The organism is Paenibacillus sp. IHBB 10380 (assembly GCF_000949425.1).
Taxonomy (GTDB): domain Bacteria; phylum Bacillota; class Bacilli; order Paenibacillales; family Paenibacillaceae; genus Paenibacillus_AQ.
Genome location: NZ_CP010976.1, coordinates 4656634 through 4673773 on the forward strand (window position 1 = coordinate 4656634; position 17140 = coordinate 4673773).

A 17140-nucleotide genomic window follows, 5' to 3' on the forward strand; every position below is an offset into this window, starting at 1 on the left:
CCTTAGGCTCCTTGCTGGGATCTAGCAATATCCCGATACAGTTGGCTACGTGAAAGTAGCTCATGGTGTGTACCTTCTGCCGTAATTTCACCATGCTCTAGAACAATAATACGGTCCGCATGCTCAATGGACGCAATTCGCTGTCCTATAATGATGCAGGTACTATCCTTCATAATGTTATTCAGTGACTGTCGTATCCGCAGATCGGTATTTAAATCTACTGCACTGGTGCAGTCATCAAGAATAACAATCTTCGGTTTCATGAGTAATGTCCGTGCGATAGCGAGGCGCTGCTTCTGACCGCCCGATAAATTAACGCCTCGCTGTCCAAGCATCGTATCGTACCCGTCCTGTAAATTCATAATGAAATCATGAGCCTGTGCAGCATCGGCCGCTGCTTCCACCTCTTCCTGTGAGGCTTCGGGCTTCCCGTAGCGAATGTTATCACGGATTGTACCGCTAAATAGTAATGCTTGTTGAAGCACCATCCCAACTTGATTATGAAGCTGCTCTGGTGCAAGGTCATTGACATTGATCGAATCGATCAGAATTTCCCCTTCGGTCACATCATAGAAACGCGGTATTAAACTTACTAATGTTGATTTACCCGCGCCGTTTATCCCCACTATTCCAATCGTCTGACCTGGCTCCGCAGTCAAATTAATATCATGCAGAACGGGATGCTTGGACACTCCCTCATAGCTAAACCCCACATGTCTGAATTCTAGTCGACCCGCATGCAAGGTAGCTACATTTGCTAGAATCTTGTCGGCAACAGACTTATCTGAAGAACTATCTAATACTTCATTCACACGGTCAGCGGAAGCCTTCGCCCGAGAGATCACCATTAATTGGTTACCTAGTCCAAGGGTAGATTGCAATAACTGTGTAATGTAGGTTAGGAATGCCGCCAGGTTACCAACTGAGAGCGAACCTTCTTCAGACAGAACTCCTCCATAATACAACGCACCCACAACGCTAAAATTAAGAATAATAGACATAATCGGTGTGTTTAATGCCACCACTTTAGCAGCCTTAAGACTCGCATGAAGAAAGTTGGTATTACTCTTACTGAATCTAGCTTCCTCATAATCTGATCGTACGAAAGCCTTCACAACCCGTATACCAGACAGGTTCTCCTGCATCACTGTATTCACATCATCCAACCTCTGCTGCACGGTGGAGAATAGAGGAATGGTAACTCGCGTTGTCACAATAAGGAATACAACTAGCAACGGAATCATGGCTAACAGAATCAACGAGAGCTTAGGATTAATCATGAACGCCATAATTAAGCTGCCGATAATCATAAATGAGCCACGCGCAAAGATACGAAGCACCATCATAACCACGGTCTGAAGTTGAGTAATATCGCCCGTTAACCGAGTTACAATCGAACCTGCCCCGAAACGGTCTAAGCTTCGAATAGATAACGATTGTACTTTTTGAAATAACTCTTGCCGTAAATCTGCACCGAAATTCTGTGAAGCAATTGTTGAATAAATGGTACAACATGCGCCACCAATTAAACCGATTATCGCAACAACCAACATGACTAATCCTGTTCGCGCGATATGCCCAAGATCACCAAGCATGACACCTTCATTAACAATACTGGCCATTAATCTCGGCTGAAGAAGATCCATACAGACCTCAAGTAGCATAAATAACGGACCTAGAAGAGCAACGAACCAATAAGGCTTAATAAACCTAGTAAGTTTAAGCAAATAAACACCTCAATCCTTAATCAATTTACTCAGGAAAATAAGTCCATTTCAGTAACAATCATGAATTTACAACTTGTTTTCTGTTTTAAATGCAAAATACTCTTTTCTAAAATGTCAAATTGCTTTACAATATGGCAAGTGTGTCCGGATTCGGCGGATTCCGTTACTTATGATTACTGGAGGCTTTCAATTGCAGAATGAATCACATTCCTATTCTAACGTTAAAATGATCAGTGCTGACCCTAGCGCCATAGGCTTGTTTGGACTAGCCATCGTTACGCTCGTCGCTTCATCTCAAAAACTCGGAATCACAACGGGTCTAAGCTATGCTATTCCTTGGGCTATATTCCTTGGAGCTTTCGCACAGCTGTTCGCTTGCATCCAAGATGCTAAGCATAATAATACTTTCGGATCAACTGCTTTTGGCGCTTTCGCGTTCTTTTGGTTCGGGATGGGTGCCAGTTGGCTCATCAAACTTGGCGTCTTCGGCACGATTCTTGCATCTAACATAGACGGTAAACAGCTTGGATTCGTCTTCGCTGGCTACCTGGTCTTCTCGCTATTCATGACCCTTGGGGCTATGGAGACGCATAAAGTATTGTTCATCATCTTTGTACTGATCGATTTCCTATTTCTTGGTTTAACTTTCGACGCATTTGGTATTGCAGCTGAATTATTCCATTCGATTGCAGCTTATGCAGAATTGGGTATTGGAATCATGTCGCTATATGGGACAGGCGCTGCCGTCCTAAATGTACATTTCGGTCGGACCTTCTTACCTGTTGGCGCACCCTTCGGCATCTTTAAATCGCATAATTAATACTACATTAACCGCCTTTCGCGCCAATCCGCGTACAGGCGGATTTTTGTATCAACTGAGGTACCTCAGTCATCATTCGAACAATCGACGCAAAAGGTAATTTATGTAATGGAGTGTTTAACGCAGGCAACACCAAGCCCGCTTTGCTTTAGCGAGTTGGTGTTGTCTGATGACCTATCTGAGAAGTCCCTACTTTTTCCTAAGCAAAGCCACCGTAAATTGTAATGCTTCATAGGTTTCCTTCACATAAGCAACGTTCTCCCGTTCCCATTCATCAGGACTATCCATGCCATACTCGTCTGCGAATTCTTCTAACTGTGCAGCTGCTTCTTGTAATTGAGCTCCTTTGGCTGAAGATTTGCCCTTAAGCACTTGTACAGATAACCGAATAGCCTTCGAGGTACTCTGGATAAAAGGGTACTCTCCCGGCTCCCAAGCCGATTTGTCGTCCATATCGTTAAATGAAATCCACTTCTCTAGTAGTTGTGCTGCTTTTGTTGCATCCATGTGAGCCATATTGTTGTTCTCCGTTCTTTATCGTTTAGTCGTAGTGTATCCTACTTATCTTACCATCTCATAAGCGAGAAATACGCATTATTTTTGCTTTTCTACACTTTTACAGATATGGTGGTGAGACGAATATAAATTTAACTGCTATAAAGGATGGGATAAGATTGAACACAATTAGCCTTTTACCGGACTATATATACACTTATGCATATAACGAGGACGAACGCTCCCTATGTCACTTAGAGATGCGCTCTTTTTTTGGAATAGACACAACATCGAACATAATAAGAAGCTCTATTGACATTGATCCTAGCAGAAGCCCGTTCATGAAAGAACGGATTGAGATCATGTACGAAGGGGATAACTTACCCGAAATATTACAGCAAGTAGAAGCCATCCAATTGAATGGGTCGACGTTCAAAGTGATATTCAACAAAATCAACGATCTAGATCCTTCAGTCAAAATAGAATATGACGATCGCCGTATCATTGAGCGAGATCTAGGATTACATATCGATGGTGAAGCCGATGTACATCATCCAGATCATACCTTTGGCATCATTACGCTTGGTGGGCGTTGGTACTTTGGCAAATACATGAAGAACGAGCCCATCTGGTTCCAACATATGAAGAAGCCTCGTAACTATTCCATTGCCCTAGGTACACGTCTAGCTAGAGCTGCCGTTAATATTGCGATCCCGAAGACGCTTGGCATTACTGCCATCGATCCCTGCTGCGGTATTGGAACTGTCGTGATAGAGGCCCTCTCCATGGGGATCAATATAGTGGGTCGTGACCTCAATCCTCATATCATTCAAGGCGCACGTGCCAACACTGCCCATTTCGGCTACGAAACAGAGTTAACGTTAGGAGATATCTCTGATGTTCTTTCGAGTTATGATGTAGCTATATTAGACATGCCGTACAATCTATTCTCATCAACGACGCCCGAGGAGCAACTCTCCCTTCTTCAACACACTCGCCGTTTTGCCAGTAAAGTCGTTATTATCACCATTGAGACGATGGATGAGATGATTGCTGAGGCTGGATTCGTTACTACAGACCGATGTGTGGCGAAGAAAAGATCATTCTCAAGACAAATTATCGTGTGTGAGTGACTTATTTCCATCAAGCTGTCACACGTTCACCTTTTTCAGGTAATCATCTATGATTTGATAACTATATAAAGAGGATACGTGGTTGTTACCCGAAAACATGTAGCATAAAGTTTATAACTTGGGAGGCATGCGTATGCAGGAACTTGTTGGCCACTGCAAGGAATGTAAAAAGGAAATCTTCTGTAATGATGGATTTCTTAACGGCATAGTATCGGAAGACAAATCCTTAGTATGCTTGGATTGTTCCGATAAAGAACAGATTCAGGTTGTTTTTGCTAATAATTAGCTCAGTATTCATTTACATTAGCCCGCTCTTGGTAGCAGAAATACTTATATAGAAATAGGAAATAGCCTATATTTCACAGAAATATAGGCTAAAAAATTGAATCAATCTGTTATTAATTTTGAATACATATTAAGATCGATAAACTTTCCTTCTGATCGCTCACACTGCCTTAGTGTTCCCTCAAACTTAAAGTTCAATTTTTGTAAAACCTTTATCGAATTCACGTTTTCGGGTTCAACTTTTGCTTCAATTCGATTTAGTTTTAAACATGAGAATGCGTAATCTAACAAAGAGCAAATGGCTTCTGAAGCATATCCTCTGCCCCAAGATGCTTTTGCGATGTCATAACCAATTTCTGCTTTTCCATTGTCAAAATCTAAGGAGTTATAACCACAAGAACCTATAATTTTATTAGATTCTAATTCAATAATAGCGAAACGAACAGCTTTGTTATCCTGAGCAAGTTCATCAAGAAGTTCGATCATACCTTTTGCCTGATTTTCATCACTGAAAGAACTTATATTCATGAACCTAGTCACATCTGGATCAGACCATATTTGAAACAAGCTCGACGAATCTGACACTTCCATTTTTCTTAAATGCAGCCTTTTCGTGTGTAATTCTGTAATCAATAGTTTTACCTCCATTATATTTGTTATAGTTGGATTAAAAATATTGATATCTGTGCATAGTTCAGTCCCTTCATTTTCCGGAATATCTTTATTATACAATATAAAAAGGATAAAGGAGCTGTCAAGATGAAGTATGTAGCAGTTTTTCTATTGAGTGTCATGCTAATGGGGTATACCAGTAATTCATCAAGTGCAGCTGTGAAAAGCCAAACGCACTCTGTTTCTTCTGTTCAAAGTCATGCTAAAGAGGTTTTCTTGGAGACTTCTTTGTATCAATCCATAACCAAATTTAAAAAGACAGTGAGCCAAAGCAAAATAATCTGGAAAGGAAAAGATATTACATTAACAGCGAATAAAATAAAATTAGATCACGTTGCTACTTTTGAACAAAATGTCATAACTACAATGGTTATTACGAATGGAAGTAAAAAGTATACGATACCGTTTGATGAAAGTGATGAAAGACCGCTGGACATTTCAAGCGTATCTTTAGCCCCCTCCCATACATTTCTGGCTGTGCACGTAAATCATAGTGCAGGATATTATTTGTTACTCGTTGATCTTAAAACCGGAAAATCCACGATGTTAAATGATCGTTTAAAGGCCGAAGGTAAAGGATTTATAGAAACGATTAGCGCTTATAACTGGTCACCTAAAGAAAATAAAATCGCCTTTGCTTACGGAGATACATCCAAAAAATCCATAGCTATATACAATGTTAACAATGATACATTTTTCTATCTACCCAGAGAAACCAATTACATCAGTACGGCTCTGGTTTTATGGCATAAAAACGGGGAAATTCTCGATTTTATTTGTGAGTACCCATCTGACCAATGGAAATTGTATAGATATTCTACGAACAGTAAGAAAGTAAAGACAATCAAGAGTATCAATAGGGAAGAACTTTCAAAATTGTTTCCTGTAATTGTTGCGAACCCTCCGTTTGCTTCAAGGACCTCAAATAAACACCTTTGATCACCAAAAAAAACAGGCCCGATTTTAAAATTCGGGCCTGTTCTTCATCATACAAATTTAATTATATTCCAGCGATCCATTCGTTAACCTTAGCTTCATTAGTTTCGATCCACTTCTTGGCAGCCTCTTGTTCAGACATACCTCCAGATATATCAACCATCACAGATTCCATATCTGCTGGTGTCCATTCGAATTGATCTAGAAGACGATAAGCAGTAGGTTGATCTTCTTTCAGACCTAAGCGCACAAGTGTATGAATTTCTTCGCTTTCACCATATACTTTCTTTGGATCTTCAAGATATTTCAATTCCAGATCAGCGAACATCCAATGAGGAGTCCAACCTGTAATAACAATCGGTTCTTTTTTGGCATAAGCATCTTGAAGTACTTTTACCATCGCGGCGGAGGAGCTTTCAAGAAGATTCCACTTTTTCAGGTCGTATTCTTTGACCGCTTTTTCCGTTTGAGTCATAAGCCCCGCACCCGGTTCAATCCCCGTAATCGTGTAATCAACCAATTTCCCTACTTCTTCTTTCTTTAAATCCTCAATCGACTTAATATCCATATAGGTTGGTACGACCAGACCAAGCTTAGTTCCTTTTAAATTAACACCGAGATCTTCCAGTTTATCTTTGTTCGGTTCATAGTAGTTCTCACCATGTGTGCTCGGTAACCATGCAGATACCATCGCATCTGCACTACCATCTGCAACACCTACGTACATAGGTCCAGCATCAACCTGCAGCATCTCCACTTTATAGTCTAATTTACTCTCCAATACTTCCTTGACGACATTCGTGCTGGCAATTTCTGAATCCCATGCAACATAAGCCAGCGTAATTTTTTTATTCTTATTTGCCGTTGACGTTTCTCCGTTCCCCGCATTGTTCTTGTTACTAGAACAACCTGCAAGCACCAAAGTTATCGCCATGAACGCCATCAACAGTATACTCATTTTCTTTTTCATCAACAAATACATTCACCCCTTCTTATTTTTCTTAGCTAATTTCTGTGTCATTCGATCCAGCATAATTGCCAGAACAACGACAGCCAGACCCGCTTCCGTTCCAATACCTGTCTTCGCCTGTGTCACCGCTTTATAGACGTCTGCACCAACACCCTGCGCTCCAATCATCGAAGCAATAACGACCATCGACAGTGAAAGCATAATCGTCTGATTAATTCCAGCCATAATAGTTGGAATAGCAATCGGTAGCTGTACCTTGATTAGCTTCTGCATACCTGTTGAACCAAAAGCATCTGCCGCCTCCACTAAGTCCTCGGGAACCTGACGAATACCCAAGCTGGTTAACCGAATGGTTGGCGGAATTGAAAATATAACCGAGGCAATGACACCAGGCACAACACCCAATGAGAAGAAAGCAACGGCTGGTAGTAAATATACAAATGCTGGCATGGTTTGCATCAAATCCAGTATTGGCGTTATTATGCTTTGGACTCTTCTGTTTCCAGCACATAGAATACCTATCGGCACACCTAATACAATAGAAATGAATGAAGCTGTCAACACCAACGCAAGGGTATCCATGGTATGTTCCCAGTAACCTAAATTAAGCACTAACAACAAACCTAGAAGTGTGAATGCTCCGAGTCTAAACCTTCCAAGCCAGAAGGCAAGGATCGTAAATATAACGATCATAATAAGTGGAGGTAAGAAGTTAAAACCATCTGCCAAACCATTAACAATATTACCTACAACAAGCTTAACGCCTTTAAAAAAGGGTTCGAAATTCGTTTCCAACCAACCCTCTAGCGATTCTACCCATTCCCCAATGGGGATCTTTGGTACATTCATTGAGGTTCACCTGCTTCCGCCTCATTATTTCCGCTTAACGCTGCGAGAACAGCTCCTCTGATCACAATTCCAACTAAGCGATTCCGTTCATCTATAACAGCAACTGGAATTTTTGCGCTACTTACCACATCGAAAAGCTCCACAAGAAGAACATCCGGTGACACTGTTGGGGTATCTCCAATGATAATATCCTCTAAGGTTTGGCCCGATTTAATAGCAGCAGAGGCATCCTCAGCCGTAACGACACCAATGAGTTGCCGTGCTTTATCTACGACATACAGGTTAGAAATTCCACGCTCTTTCATAAGCTGCAATGCAACCCTTGGCCCACGGTCCATGGTAATCGTCTCAGCACGAATCATCACATGAGCTGCTGTAAGGACTTTGGATAAATCTACATTCTCTACGAATCGCTCAACATAAGCATTAGCAGGGTTCATGAGAATTTCCTCTGGTGAACCAATCTGAACGACGGCACCATCCTTCATCAACGCAATGCGATCTCCAATACGTAATGCCTCATCAAGGTCATGTGTAATGAATATAATTGTTTTCTTCATGTTCGCTTGGAGCTCAAGTAATTCATCCTGCATATCTTTACGAATAAGCGGATCAAGCGCACTGAAAGCTTCATCCATCAACAGAATGTCAGGATCGTTAGCCAGACCTCGAGCTAGTCCAACTCGTTGCTGCATTCCACCGCTTAGTTGATCCGGTTTACGATCCTCAAGACCTGCCAACCCAACTAAGGCTAGGGATTCCTTCGCTTTCTTTACTCGTTCCTCTTTCCCTATCCCCTGTACTTCTAATCCATATTCAACATTCTCTAATATCGTACGATGAGGAAATAGAGCAAATTTCTGAAAGATCATACTCATTGTCTTTCGTCTAACTTGCCGTAGTTCTTCCCGATTCATTTGAACAATGTCCTTACCATTAATAAGAACTTGCCCCGCTGTTGGCTCAATGAGACGGTTCAACAGTCTAACCACCGTTGATTTCCCGCTACCCGATAAACCCATAATGACGAAGATCTCACCAGGTTCTATAGAAAAGTTGACCTGATTAACCCCTACTGTCAATTTCGTTTCTTTAGCAATACGCTCCTTAGACCAACCTTGCTCTAGCAAAGGAAACGCCCTCTTCGGATCATTGCCAAACACCTTACTTAACGATTTGACTTCTATAATCGCCATCTTTATCCCCCTTTCAAATCATCCGTAGCTACTATATGGCACTTACTTAGTCTAGACTTCTTTAAAAACAGGGTCAAAATGTAAAATTAACCGTGTAGTCTGTACAGTTTTAACTTTACGTACTATATTAACTGTATACTCTGTTTAACATACATTTCCTCCAAGGCTTCATTCTTTACTTTTCAAACACTTTTTCCTACAATGGATGCTGTGGATATTGTTTCCGCTCATCGCAAGCGTTATTCAGGGGAGTGTACGACATGACAACATTTGATGGATTAAATGAAGAGCAAATTAAAGTGATCGAAAAATCGCGCCAACGCGTCATGGATTCTATTGGAAATAATATGGATCTTTATGGGGTCACGATGTCCATTGGTCATTTGTACGGAAATATGTACTTCCACGATGGTCCCGTTACACTGGACGGAATGGGTCAGGAAATGGGAATGAGCAAAACGAGTATGAGTACAGGCATGCGTGCATTAGTGGACTTAAAGATGATAAATAAAGTTTGGGGAAAAGGCTCGCGCAAGGATCTGTATGAGGTAGAAGGGGACTGGCATCAGAATTTTGTTGATTACTTCTCCATTAAATGGCGCAAATCCATGGAAATGAACCTTCATTCTTTAGGTAAATCAAGAACAGAGTTACAGAAACTACGTGAGGATCACATAGATAACGAAATATTGGTTGCGCAAGTCGATATGGATATTCAAAAAATGACTCATGCAATCCATTACTATAAATGGCTAGGTCGTTTTATCGATGCTTTAGAATCTGGGCAAATTTTCGATTGGATTCCCAAAGATGAGAAAGAATAGCAGATTAATATCGTATCCAATATGTGAAATGCCGTAAGCTATGTAACGATAGCCTACGGCATTTTTGTTGTTTATCCACATATCTATAACCACTACTACAACAACTGCGTTAACTCCGCCTTATAATCCTTGATCTGCTTCTTCGATGGAAGTGTCATTTGGGCATGCCGCATTGATTTCTTTCGTCTCACTGCCCTTATGATGGGGTAAGGTACAAGCAGTAATGTATATAATAAATGCAAATCTTCCTTACTTAAAGAACGCTTATGATCATAATACTCAATACAACGTAATGTCTCACGGCCCTTCCAGGGTAAGTTACGATGTAAAATATGAGAGAAATCCTGCATCCGCACATTCAATGATGTGTTATCAAAATCAATCATATGCATAGATTTCGATGTGTCTAGAACGAGATTCGGATAATTATAATCTCCATGCACAAAAGCTACAGCAGCTTGTTCTTTGGCAATGCCCTTAATGACTGTCGAATGGTGTAACTGCTCCAGTGCTTCATCGCACAGAGCTGTCATACGCCCCATTCTCTGATATTTATCAAGTTGGCGACGATACGATGTGATCAAACCCCGTAAACTGTTGTACCTTATTCTTTCAGGGATATGCGGGGTTTGTAACCCCTGAGCGATCGTATGGAATCTGGCAAGAAGACGTATGCCCTTCTTGAAATGTTCCTTTCTCTTGAATTGGGGATGTTGGCCGATTACCCAATTAGTTAACATGTAATGGACACCATCTTTTGTAATCCAAGGTAGTTGTGCCGTGGTTAGAAGGATTCTAGGAGAATGTACAAAATCATGACCGGCTAAATGTGTAAATACTTGAGTGATAAAGACCATCTCTGATTCCGCAATATTATAGCCCTTCAAACATAACACGCCGTGATCTCGGGTAAAAATCTTATAGACGTCACGTACACTGTCCTGTCTCACGATGCGAATACCATATTCTTGTTCAAGATTCATCCATGCGAACATCTTATATCACCTTATTCACGTCATATTTAACTCATGGTTATCCCCATTTCCTCTACTCACGAGCCCATGCATCTAGCAGGGATATAGCATTTAAACGTCCTTCCCATGTTAAAGCTAATAAAGCTAGACCACGGTGACTTCTCCCCTGTGAAATTCTCTGCGCCTCGACCCATGCCTCTCGTGGCAAACGAAAAAAAGCACTGATCAAGAACCGTTCAGCCGGATTTAACGGGTGTATTCCTACATAGCCACGCAACAACCCATGAATAAACTCGGGATTAAATTGTGTGGTATTGGAGAGCGTTTTGGCAATTTCGTAATAAATAGATCCTTTTCTTAAACAATCCCAATCAACTAGGAACAGCCCTTTTGAATTGATTACAATATTAGGTATGGTGACATCACCATGAATTAATGCAGGGTGGTTCGGCTCATCTGCAATGATGTGTCTAACTTCGGGCGTGTTCATCATACCCCATGCTTCATGAGCTAAATGAATGCACTGATGACCATGTTTTCTAAACCATTTTTTAGGAATCGTGTTCTTAGAGTTAATTTTACGCAGGCGTGATTGAAAGAGGTGGCCTTGAATTTGAAAGTTTTTAATTTGTTTTTTGGTAGATGAGGACATCTTTGCGTGGTCATGTTTATATAGCGTGTGAAGGGTAGCCAAAGCCCTTCCCAAAGCTTCGTAATCCTGAACATTATTTTGCAAACTACGGCCAGTAATCCATTCTGTTACATAGTATCGCTTGCCATTGCTGTTCACAGAATACTTACCGGATCGTGTAGTGAGCCATTTTGGACAATTGGGATAATGCGCTTTTTTTAATTTCTTGATATACGAAAAGAGTTGTTCTTTGGTCAATCTCTGATCGAGCTTGCGGATATACAACGCTTTAATTAGAAATCTGCCTTTATCTGTCGACGCACAATAGACCGCATTTTTTTTGTATAAAGAATCGTGCGTCTTAACACGACGTAAATGCAGCCCATATCGGTCGGTGATGCTCTTAAACTTAGCATGCTGATATCGATTTAGCACCCCGCGCTCCTCCATTTCTTACAATAATGAAGCCTATGGATCATTGTATTCAGCATAGGTTGTGAAGTTTCTAATTCACTGCCATTTGTTCACCATAAGCTTCAATTGCAAGTAGGCATTACGTAGGGTACGGCTTGTCCTCTTAGGATTCCACCGCGATATAAATCTGTACCACAGCATCCTCAGGACTGAAATCATTCACATCATATAGCTCGAAATCTCCGCTAAATGTTCTCTTGATTGTAGAGTCTTCGAAAGTCATCCAAATCTCCTGCCACGCCTCTATGACCACTTGTTGAAAGGGGCCCCTCTTCGTCTCAAAAACCATATAATGAGCTTCAGGGATCGTAGCCTGCTCCAACCCCTCAGCTAGACTGCTATTGTCACCACACTCATGTCCAATAATAACGTTGTATTCACCTGTCGCATCACTCTCATAGTCTGTGTACAGCGCATAAATCAAATGTGGATGATCCACATCAATCTGTGATGCCATGTCGCTCTGGAAATAACGCCCCCACAACCCAGGTATCAGACCCTTCGGTCCCGTCTCTTGTCTATTTGTTGTTCTTGCACTTACACCTGTAAGTGTCATTTGGGGCTTGTGCTCTTGGCTGGTCTTCATCATTTATGTTTCCTCCTTTCATCGTTTTCACTATTGTACCGTGAGGAAGTTGACAACTGTATGTCTAGTTCCTATTAATAAAAAAAAGAGATTGAAATGCCCAGAGTAGACAATCCAACCTCTTGTTATATACCTAATGAATGTCACTTCTCACTTGGATACCGATCATACAACTTTTTTTGATGGGCTTGAAAAATATCTTCAAGATTGATGTCATACTTATTTGCAATAACCGTAATATTCCCTAAAACATCGCCAAGTTCTTCTACTAATTCTTGTTTTTGCTCAACGTATGTTCCACTATGTTCATCTGGTCGATCTCGACCAATCTCCAATGCTCTTATTGCTCGTGCTACTTCCCCTGTTTCCTCTGCTAGAAATCCAATACGAACAAAAATATTAAGTTCAGACCAGCCTCTTAATTCATAATATTCTTTAACCCATTGTTGAAATTCATGAACGTCCATCAATAGAATCTCCCTTATTAAAAGATTTAATTTAATCCGAAGATTCATTATACTTAAAGTTATAATTCAATTCATACCAAATAATTATTGTGATGGAGGAACTATGAAAAAAATAGCGGTTTTCTGTGGATCAAGTGACGGAGCTTCACCTGCTTATAAAGAGGGAGCTATTCATCTAGGTAAAGAGCTAGCAAAACGAGGCATTACCCTTGTCTATGGTGGAGCTAGTGTTGGAATTATGGGAACATTAGCAGATGCTGTCTTGGAATCAGGAGGACAGGTTATTGGAGTCATTCCACAAATGTTAGAGGATAGAGAGATATCTCATCCGAATTTAACGGAGTTGATCATAGTCGATTCTATGCACGAAAGAAAAACAAAGATGGTTGAACTAGCGGATGGGTTTATTGCTTTACCTGGGGGACCTGGAACATTAGAAGAATTTTTCGAGGTTTTCACTTGGGCGCAACTCGGACTTCATCAAAAGCCTTGTGGGATTTTGAATATTAATCATTATTATGATTTACTTATTTCTTTTTTTGACCATATGAATGAACAACAATTTTTACAAGACAAGTATCGTTCCATGGCTCTAGTGGATTCAAATCCAGCAGATTTACTTGAGAAATTCAATATGTATATCCCACCTACTGTGAAGACCTATATTAAAAAAAATCAAACATAATAAGGCTCAACAACAAAACAAGTTATCACAACACGGTATTATAAGTGTTATGATAACTTGTTTCATTCTAGCTTTATTCACACTCAGGAGTATGCAGATAATAAGCCAGATCAATGACTTCATTCTCATCTAGCTCGACGCCTTCATCCTTCAGATAGAGAATCTGCATGGCATGCCCTTCCTCATCCTGAATGGCTATTTGTCCCTTCGCATTAACTACCCTGTGCCAAGGAAGCTTATAGCGTCTGCCTAATGAATGAAGGATTCGAACAACCTGTCTAGCGCCCCGTGGACTGCCAGCCATTGCCGCTATCTGACCGTAAGTCATGACACGCCCCTCTGGAATCGCCTTAATAACTTCAATCACACGTAATGTGTAGGGCTTCAGTTCCTTCCCCGCTTCGGGCTCCCTAGAGTTCACCAAAACAACCCCTTCACTTCTTAAATAATCAACAAACGGATAATATCAGCGTACTTATGCATATTATTCAGGACGTTCTATAGTAAAGATCTCGCCCAATTTTGCGTAGGAATGACCAGCCAGCCGACTTACCGGCTTCAGCCCCTCGGGATCAATATATCCATTGTGATATAAGGATTCTGCAATATGAAAGCAGATCACTCTTCCAATTAGCAGATCCGTGGCAGGAGATTCTTCTGTCCCTCCAAGAGGTATGACATGTTCAAGAAGACATTCCATCCGAATGTTAGCTTCGGCTATACCTGGCACACTCACCTTGTTACTTTTCGTAGGGGTAAGCCCTGCCAAGACCACTTCACTTTCATCTGGCGGTAAGCTTGCAGCAGTCTGATTTATCTGTGCAATAAAGGATTCATCTGAGATATGAACGACAAATTCACCTGTTGCCATAGCATTCCTAGCTGTATCTTTGGACTGACCCATCTTACGATTTACAGATATGGATACCATCGGAGGATCAGCCGTTACGATGTTGAAATAACTAAAGGGCGCGGCATTCAGAATTCCAGTACTTGATAGCGTCGTTACGAAAGCAATCGGCCTAGGGACAATGCTACCAATGAGTAATTTGTAATTATCCCGTTCACTTTGGTCTAAGGGATCGATCATAATCATCTTCATTCCTCCTTCCCACTTTCTAAGGATATCCTCACTATAACTAATGAATCATACTCCATTATCCTCCATTAACACTCTTACTTCAATCGCGGGGTAAGATGGCTTTAACTCTATTCCCTTTGCTTATTAGTTAAGTAACGCATCCATGGAATAGGCTCCTGCACCGGTTAAGGCAATTCCTATAGCGACAACAATAAGCAACAAGTTATATTCATATCCATTAGCTGTTGCCCAATAACCATTACTTCCATGCACTTTAACGATAGCTCCGAGCATCGTTAGAACGATCAGCAGAGCGCCAACTTCAGTAAATAATCCTGCTGCAAACAACAAGCCTCCAAGAAGCTCTGCCAGTCCAGCACCCACAGCCATAGCTACACCCGGCTTAATGCCTATCGATTCCATCCAGCCTCCCGTTCCTTTGGGACCATATCCACCGAACCAACCGAACAACTTTTGTGCACCATGTCCTACGAAGCTTAAACCTACAACTAATCGAATGATGAGTAATCCCAAAGCAATAGCCATTATTAATTCCCCCATTTTTTAAATTATCTTAATATAAAGATACTTTATGATGAGATTAATGTCAACGACTATTTCTTTAGATATCTATCTCTCTTTAGAACACTAACGGAAACACCTAAAAGCCACATACATGACCATCGAGGTCATTTGCATGTGGCTTTTAGGGTGTTTCTTCTTACTTACGCTTAACTAAGCTAATAAAGATGCTGTCTTTGAACATCGAAAAATTCCTAAGTAAATCCACCAGAACCATGGATCATAGGAGCCACTACTTCTGAACCTACAATGGGTGGAGCCGGTTGTATGAAAATAAAAAAGCATAGACTAACTGCCAACAAAGAAGATATCATTTTCCGCATCATCATGAACTCCTTTAATAATAGTTTTATACTTATGTAAGGCTTCTGTCGAAGCAAGATGTCTTAACTCTTCAAATAATTTCATACAGAGGATAATGTTCGCCTTATTATTCATAATAACAGAATATTCCAAACTAATCAAAACATACCGATTTGCTATCTCATGCCGAGAATTTTTATAATGATAATAAGCAACTTCATAAAAAAAGTTCGTATACCTATCCATACTTAACTGATGGTCATAATCTCCCATCGCAAAATCCAGATGAGAATAAGAAGAAATATTGTCCTCAAACTTTAGAAGAATATCGTCTACATTGATATCATATTCATTCGCAACCTTCATAACGATTTCTAATCCCGGAAGAATTTCACTTTCCTTATCCTCAATATATGATACATATTCAGGAAGGACTTCTAGCTTTCCTGCTTTCAGCTCAAACACATAGAAATTTGCCTTTGACCACTCGCTAAACTTAGTAACACAGCTCTTGCCTTCTTCACCTAATCCCATGAACCAACTCAAATCAGCATAGCGATTATTATATTCCTGTGCCTGTTCGTAATCTTTTCGATGGTCACACACTTCCGCTCTCATCACATAGGCATATGCGTAATAAACAACCAATGGATATTTTGTCTTTCTATTTGATTCATCATATCTGTTAGACTCACATTCATATTTGTATAGACTTGCCACCAATCTTTCTAACTGCACGGCAATCTCATCTAAACGCTCCCATACATGAAGTGAAGTATAAACATTACCCAAATCTCGTAGTGCGTCGAGCTGCTCGTCTTCAGGTAGCCGATTAATAAAGGGATCAAACTGACTAACGGCCTTTAAATTAATCATATTATCTGTTCCTATCTTTTCTTTAAATAACCGATATTGAGAAATAGCTAGCCTCTCGGAATGTTGGTACTTCTCACCTTCAGCAACACATTTGTACAGCAAGGCTGCTGCTTGGGTCCAACCTTGTTTGTAGAGCAATTCTGCCGTATTAAATATTCCAGGAATAAATGAAAGATCATCGGCAAGCCGCTGCAATACATTCTCAATACACTCGTACCTTTCAAGCTCTGCACACCGTTGTAGGAAGGGTCTTAACCGTCGCCAATTCGGTGCATTCACAATAAAGCATTCATCCATATACAACTCATATAATGCTCCCTCTGGAAGCCCCATTGCTGCTGTAATTAGATCCAAATGACTTACAGCAATAGGCTTAGGTGGATTACGATTAATAATCGCACTTAGAATCCCTTTGTTCATGCCAGTTGCTTTGGATAATCCTTGTAGGCTCACTCTATTTCTTCTTATGTAGTCTTCTATTTCTGAGCGGATCGTGGTGTTAGATTTCAAATATATCACCCCCTAATAAAAAATATTATAAAACCCATAAAATAGTATTAATGAATTATATATG

20 protein-coding genes are annotated in these 17140 nt (G+C 40.6%); 6 read left to right on the forward strand and 14 right to left on the reverse strand.

Going from position 1 to position 17140, the window contains the following annotated elements; genetic code table 11:
- Positions 1 to 2 precede the first annotated feature (2 nt).
- Positions 3 to 1727, reverse strand: a complete 1725-nt coding sequence (locus UB51_RS21125; RefSeq protein ID WP_044878990.1) for an ABC transporter ATP-binding protein — start codon at positions 1725 to 1727, stop codon at positions 3 to 5.
- Positions 1728 to 1917: 190 nt separating this feature from the next.
- Here UB51_RS21125 and UB51_RS21130 point away from each other — a divergent pair, with 190 nt between their 5' ends.
- A complete protein-coding gene (locus UB51_RS21130) occupies positions 1918 to 2547 on the forward strand; it encodes an acetate uptake transporter (RefSeq protein ID WP_044878991.1) in 630 nt (209 codons plus the stop codon).
- A 189-nt stretch (positions 2548 to 2736) separates the two neighbouring features.
- Here the strand turns inward: UB51_RS21130 and UB51_RS21135 are convergent, their stop codons facing one another.
- Positions 2737 to 3063: a hypothetical protein gene (locus UB51_RS21135; RefSeq protein ID WP_044878992.1), complete on the reverse strand. Its 327-nt coding sequence runs from the start codon at positions 3061 to 3063 to the stop codon at positions 2737 to 2739.
- Positions 3064 to 3221: 158 nt separating this feature from the next.
- Here UB51_RS21135 and UB51_RS21140 point away from each other — a divergent pair, with 158 nt between their 5' ends.
- Positions 3222 to 4175 carry a TRM11 family SAM-dependent methyltransferase gene (locus tag UB51_RS21140; RefSeq protein WP_445322341.1) on the forward strand — a complete coding sequence of 318 codons (954 nt, stop codon included), beginning with the start codon at positions 3222 to 3224 and terminating at the stop codon, positions 4173 to 4175.
- 133 nt (positions 4176 to 4308) lie between these two features.
- Positions 4309 to 4461 (forward strand): hypothetical protein, encoded by a 153-nt coding sequence (locus tag UB51_RS28580; RefSeq protein ID WP_199924957.1) that lies wholly within the window; start codon positions 4309 to 4311, stop codon positions 4459 to 4461.
- 101 nt (positions 4462 to 4562) lie between these two features.
- On the opposite strand, the gene UB51_RS21145 is transcribed toward UB51_RS28580, so the two are convergent.
- Positions 4563 to 5093 (reverse strand): GNAT family N-acetyltransferase, encoded by a 531-nt coding sequence (locus UB51_RS21145; protein WP_044878993.1) that lies wholly within the window; start codon positions 5091 to 5093, stop codon positions 4563 to 4565.
- Between the two features lie 126 nt (positions 5094 to 5219).
- Between UB51_RS21145 and UB51_RS21150 the strand changes: the two genes are divergently transcribed.
- Positions 5220 to 6071, forward strand: coding sequence for a hypothetical protein (locus UB51_RS21150; protein ID WP_044878994.1), 852 nt, complete (start codon positions 5220 to 5222; stop codon positions 6069 to 6071).
- Positions 6072 to 6132: 61 nt separating this feature from the next.
- Here the strand turns inward: UB51_RS21150 and UB51_RS21155 are convergent, their stop codons facing one another.
- The 3 genes from UB51_RS21155 to UB51_RS21165 are packed head-to-tail and all read right to left on the reverse strand — an operon-like array spanning position 6133 to position 9083.
- The gene (locus UB51_RS21155; RefSeq protein WP_044880345.1) at positions 6133 to 7038 is read right to left on the reverse strand and encodes a glycine betaine ABC transporter substrate-binding protein; all 906 of its coding nucleotides are present in this window, start codon (positions 7036 to 7038) and stop codon (positions 6133 to 6135) included.
- Between the two features lie 12 nt (positions 7039 to 7050).
- Positions 7051 to 7887, reverse strand: a complete 837-nt coding sequence (locus UB51_RS21160) for an ABC transporter permease (protein WP_044878995.1) — start codon at positions 7885 to 7887, stop codon at positions 7051 to 7053.
- Positions 7884 to 9083 (reverse strand): quaternary amine ABC transporter ATP-binding protein, encoded by a 1200-nt coding sequence (locus UB51_RS21165; RefSeq protein ID WP_044878996.1) that lies wholly within the window; start codon positions 9081 to 9083, stop codon positions 7884 to 7886. The genes UB51_RS21160 and UB51_RS21165 overlap by 4 nt, the downstream gene beginning before the upstream one ends.
- Before the next feature lie 260 nt (positions 9084 to 9343).
- On the opposite strand from UB51_RS21165, the gene UB51_RS21170 reads away from it, so the two are divergent.
- Positions 9344 to 9907: a GbsR/MarR family transcriptional regulator gene (locus UB51_RS21170; protein ID WP_044878997.1), complete on the forward strand. Its 564-nt coding sequence runs from the start codon at positions 9344 to 9346 to the stop codon at positions 9905 to 9907.
- Positions 9908 to 10002: 95 nt separating this feature from the next.
- Here the strand turns inward: UB51_RS21170 and UB51_RS21175 are convergent, their stop codons facing one another.
- The 4 genes from UB51_RS21175 to UB51_RS21190 all read right to left on the reverse strand — a co-directional run bounded on the left by UB51_RS21175 (position 10003) and on the right by UB51_RS21190 (position 13039).
- On the reverse strand, positions 10003 to 10902 hold the full coding sequence (locus UB51_RS21175; RefSeq protein ID WP_044878998.1) for an aminoglycoside phosphotransferase family protein: 900 nt from the start codon (positions 10900 to 10902) through the stop codon (positions 10003 to 10005).
- A 52-nt stretch (positions 10903 to 10954) separates the two neighbouring features.
- A complete protein-coding gene (locus UB51_RS21180; RefSeq protein ID WP_044878999.1) occupies positions 10955 to 11947 on the reverse strand; it encodes a phosphotransferase in 993 nt (330 codons plus the stop codon).
- A 142-nt stretch (positions 11948 to 12089) separates the two neighbouring features.
- Complete coding sequence (locus UB51_RS21185) at positions 12090 to 12575, reverse strand: GyrI-like domain-containing protein (protein WP_052676027.1); 486 nt, start codon at positions 12573 to 12575, stop codon at positions 12090 to 12092.
- A gap of 140 nt (positions 12576 to 12715) precedes the next feature.
- Complete coding sequence (locus tag UB51_RS21190; protein WP_044879000.1) at positions 12716 to 13039, reverse strand: MazG nucleotide pyrophosphohydrolase domain-containing protein; 324 nt, start codon at positions 13037 to 13039, stop codon at positions 12716 to 12718.
- Between the two features lie 103 nt (positions 13040 to 13142).
- On the opposite strand from UB51_RS21190, the gene UB51_RS21195 reads away from it, so the two are divergent.
- Entirely contained in the window at positions 13143 to 13724 is a 582-nt protein-coding gene (locus UB51_RS21195) for an LOG family protein (protein ID WP_044879001.1), read from the forward strand.
- 73 nt (positions 13725 to 13797) lie between these two features.
- Here UB51_RS21195 and UB51_RS21200 read toward each other — a convergent pair whose 3' ends face one another.
- From UB51_RS21200 to UB51_RS21215, 4 genes are all read right to left on the reverse strand, one after another.
- Positions 13798 to 14112 carry an MGMT family protein gene (locus tag UB51_RS21200; RefSeq protein ID WP_044880347.1) on the reverse strand — a complete coding sequence of 105 codons (315 nt, stop codon included), beginning with the start codon at positions 14110 to 14112 and terminating at the stop codon, positions 13798 to 13800.
- 96 nt (positions 14113 to 14208) lie between these two features.
- Positions 14209 to 14820, reverse strand: a complete 612-nt coding sequence (locus UB51_RS21205) for a flavin reductase family protein (RefSeq protein WP_044879002.1) — start codon at positions 14818 to 14820, stop codon at positions 14209 to 14211.
- 129 nt (positions 14821 to 14949) lie between these two features.
- A complete protein-coding gene (locus UB51_RS21210) occupies positions 14950 to 15351 on the reverse strand; it encodes a DoxX family protein (RefSeq protein ID WP_044879003.1) in 402 nt (133 codons plus the stop codon).
- Positions 15352 to 15675: 324 nt separating this feature from the next.
- Positions 15676 to 17076: a hypothetical protein gene (locus tag UB51_RS21215; protein ID WP_044879004.1), complete on the reverse strand. Its 1401-nt coding sequence runs from the start codon at positions 17074 to 17076 to the stop codon at positions 15676 to 15678.
- Between the last annotated feature and the right edge of the window lie 64 nt (positions 17077 to 17140).